The sequence below is a fragment of the Polyangium fumosum genome (assembly GCF_005144585.1).
GTDB lineage: Bacteria > Myxococcota_A > Polyangia > Polyangiales > Polyangiaceae > Polyangium > Polyangium fumosum.
This window is the reverse complement of the sequence record NZ_SSMQ01000172.1, coordinates 1-2,023: the sequence shown is the minus strand read 5'-3', so window position 1 is coordinate 2,023 and position 2,023 is coordinate 1. Positions and strand designations below refer to the sequence as shown.

At 65.7% G+C, this 2,023-nt stretch carries 2 protein-coding genes; one reads left to right on the top strand and one right to left on the bottom strand.

Annotated features, from left to right (window positions below):
* Positions 1 to 636, top strand: a 636-nt coding sequence (locus tag E8A74_RS51545) for a hypothetical protein (RefSeq protein WP_211365658.1), incomplete at its 5' end; no start/stop codon positions are given.
* Positions 637 to 729: 93 nt separating this feature from the next.
* On the opposite strand, the gene E8A74_RS51540 is transcribed toward E8A74_RS51545, so the two are convergent.
* Positions 730 to 1,140 (bottom strand): hypothetical protein, encoded by a 411-nt coding sequence (locus E8A74_RS51540; RefSeq protein ID WP_136936567.1) that lies wholly within the window; start codon positions 1,138 to 1,140, stop codon positions 730 to 732.
* Positions 1,141 to 2,023 lie beyond the last annotated feature (883 nt).

Below are 2,023 nucleotides of genomic sequence, written 5' to 3'. Positions count from 1 at the left end.
GTCTTGACCGGGGCCTGTTCGATGAACTGCGCATCGCGCAGTTCATCGAGCTTGGGTCCAGCCCCTGGCTGGTCCGGGTGCAGGGGCGGACAGCCCCTGCTGGGGCCTGGGGCAAAGCCCCAGCGCAGCGCCCCCCTCGGAGACGATCCTTGCCGTTCTTCGCCCGCCTCCGTTACCATCCGCCTCAAAATGTCCGCTGTTCGTGACGAGTCCTTCGCGATCATCGAGGAGCCCGACCTGGCCATTGCCCACTACGTCGGACATGTCACCGGTGACGATGTCCGGCGCTTGACTGCCATTCGGCGGCGTTTTTCCGACGGCAAGCCCTACGTCTTTTTGATCATCGACCTTCATCGCATGGTGCACCTCTCGTCAGAGGCGCGCCGCGTGGCGTCGGAGACGTCTGGTACGCCGGACGATGACGTGACGATCCATGGCGTCGCCATCGTTGGCGCCAGGTATCAATTTCGTGTCCTCGGCTCCATGCTGTTTCGTGCGATCCAGTTGCTCCGCCGCACGACTGGCTTCCCCGTCCGGTTTCTGGACACGCATACCGAGGCCCGCGCCTGGTTCGAGGAACGACGGCGCGAGCTCGGCCTCCGGCGCCCCGGCGCGGTCGGCCCGCTCGATCCCTGAAAGCAGGGCGAACCACGCGCGAGCACGGAAATGGGGGCACGCGGGGCGAAAACCGCCCCGATGTCCCCACGGCCGTATTCCTTTCGTTTGGCGTCAGCCTTCGGGCGGCGGCATCGCGAAGCTCGCTTCGCGGTCGATATCGTCTCCGTCGCCGACCTTGAACTTGCCGAGATCGATCTTGTTGCCGACGGGGTCGCCGTTCTCCTTCACGAGCACGATCGTCGCGTGGTAATTGTCCACAGGCAGCTCGATGCTCGATTTGAACTGGCTGCATGGCACGCGGATCTGCGCGACGAACTCCTCCTTGTCGTTGCGAATGTCGATCAGCGCGCCGGTCGCTTCGTACGCCACGCAGTAGTTCGCAGCCCGCTGGTTGCTGATGGTCCAGTTCACGGTCAAATGACCCGTGTCGCGCGCAGCCGAGCCTGCTTCCTCACCCGCGCAGCCAAAGAACAGGACGGAGGCAGCGCACACCGCGGCGTGAACCAGGTAGCGTCGGATCATGAGGCGATCTCCTTTCTCGCAGGCACGAATGTCAGCAACACGAATGCCAGCGGAACAGAAACCGCGCTGCACGGTCGCCCTTCGTCCCGGGGCCAACGACACGCTCCCGGACGAGCGAACGCGCCGAGCCGGGGCGCTGCCCCGGACCCCGCGAGGGGCTGTCCGCCCCCTCGACCCCGGACCAGCGAGGCGCTGGACCCAGGGTTGAAAAACTGCGCGGTGCGCAGTTTTTCAAACAGGCCGACGAAGATGCCGGGGTGCCAGCAGAAGCCGTAGCGCGGCTGTCTTGGTGGGGAACGCCGCCGCCGGTCAAAGACCAATGGTGATCTTGTCTACCAAAGGCCGCAGCGCGGACAGGTCGGCGGCCAACGCCTCGTCGCATGACGTCGTGGCGTGACGCGGTGACCTCACGCTCCAAACAGCACGGCTCCGTCCCTCCACGTGATGGGGCCGTAGGTCTTCGGGCGATGAGCCCATGGTCTTCCGCATCGTGCCCATCTCTCGACGCCACGAGCCCGCCGCTCCTTCCATCGCCCCCGTTCCTCCAAGGCACGGCCTCGTACCCCCGGAGGCTCGACGGCACGCCCCAGAGACACGACCTCGTACCTCCAAGGCACGACCTCGTGTCTCCGGAGACTCGACGTCGTCTCTTCGGACACATGCCCCCATCTCTCGCACACGCGTCCCCGTCGCCTTTGGGCTCGGCCTCCAAGCCGGAAGACACGGCCTCATCGATGAACTGCGTATCGCGCAGCGCATCGAACCGACGCCAGCGAACCCCCCCATGGTCTTGCCACCGGCCCGCCGGTCTTGACCGGGCCTGTTCGATGAACTGCGCATCGCGCAGTTCATCGACCCCGGGTCCAGCCCCTGGCCTGAGCAT

What these genes read in the sequence shown, in the direction of transcription:
- E8A74_RS51540 (WP_136936567.1), bottom strand. Translation starts at nt 1,140, where the DNA reads ATGATCCGACGCTACCTGGTTCACGCCGCGGTGTGCGCTGCCTCCGTC.